The 934-nt window shown below is 73.6% G+C and carries 1 protein-coding gene and 1 pseudogene; both read right to left on the bottom strand.

Translation table 11 applies throughout. The features are described 5' to 3' along the window. Positions 1-553: UvrD-helicase domain-containing protein (locus ACYVE9_RS28490; RefSeq protein ID WP_461030771.1), on the bottom strand; the 553-nt coding region annotated here is incomplete at its 3' end. Positions 554-837: 284 nt separating this feature from the next. Next, positions 838-934 (bottom strand): annotated as a pseudogene (locus ACYVE9_RS28485) (MGMT family protein); the annotation flags it as partial.

Genomic DNA, 934 nt, shown 5'->3' with positions numbered 1-934 from the left:
CGAGGCCCAGTTCGCGGCTGCGGGCGAGCACCGCCCGGACCTCGTCGGCGAAGCCGCGGGTGGTCAGGCAGGCCCGCAGGTCGTCCGGCCAGCCGACCCGGCCGCGTCCGGCCCGTTCCAGTTCCAGCTGGCCGGCGAGCAGCTCGCGAATGTAGAGGTCCTGCTCAGGACCGGACAGCAGGCGGAGCGGTTCGGCGAAGAGTTCCGCATCCTGGTGGGAACGGACCAGCGCGTAGCAGTAGGAGTGGAAGGTGGTGGCCTGCGGCGCGGTGCCGGCCATGCGCGCGGCCATCCGGTCGCGCAGTTCCACCGCGGCCTTGCGGCTGAAGGTGAGCACGAGGACCCGCTCGGGGTCCGTGCCGCGCCGCACACGCTCGGCGACGGCCTCGACCAACGTGGTGGTCTTGCCGGTGCCGGGGCCGGCGAGCACCAGCAGCGGTCCGCGGTCGTGGTCAACCACGGCACGTTGCGCTGCGTCCAACGAGGGAGGACTCGCCTTACCCGGCGGAGTGCGCACCAAGCGGTACGCATCGGACTTTCTGGAGGAACTCACGTGGATCGCCGGCCCTGGGGTTCGTTCTGGGTGATGCCGACGGTACGCCAGGAGGCACCCGAGCCGCAGCGCGTCCCAGGTGTGCCCCGCGCAACGGGGAACGTGTCGGGCGTCACTCGACGCGTGCCGGGCACCACTCGACGCATGACGACCGGCACGGCACCGCACGCGGCGCCCCGAAAGGACGCCCTGGCGTCCGTCCGCGCCCCCCGGACGGACGGCTCGGCGCATCCCGCCGGCCGGCATGACGGAAGCTGGACACTGTGAGAAGCCGCCTCCGACGCTCAGTCGCTCCCGCCGTCCCAGCGGGCCCGCCGCATGTCCAGGCGCGGTGGCTCGGCGCCCGGCCGCAGCGGGGTGCCCTCCGCGCGGTAGTGGTCG

The sequence above is a fragment of the Streptomyces sparsus genome (genome assembly GCF_054776295.1).
The sequence above is the reverse complement of the archived record's forward strand: the minus strand, read 5'-3'. Positions and strand labels throughout refer to the sequence as shown.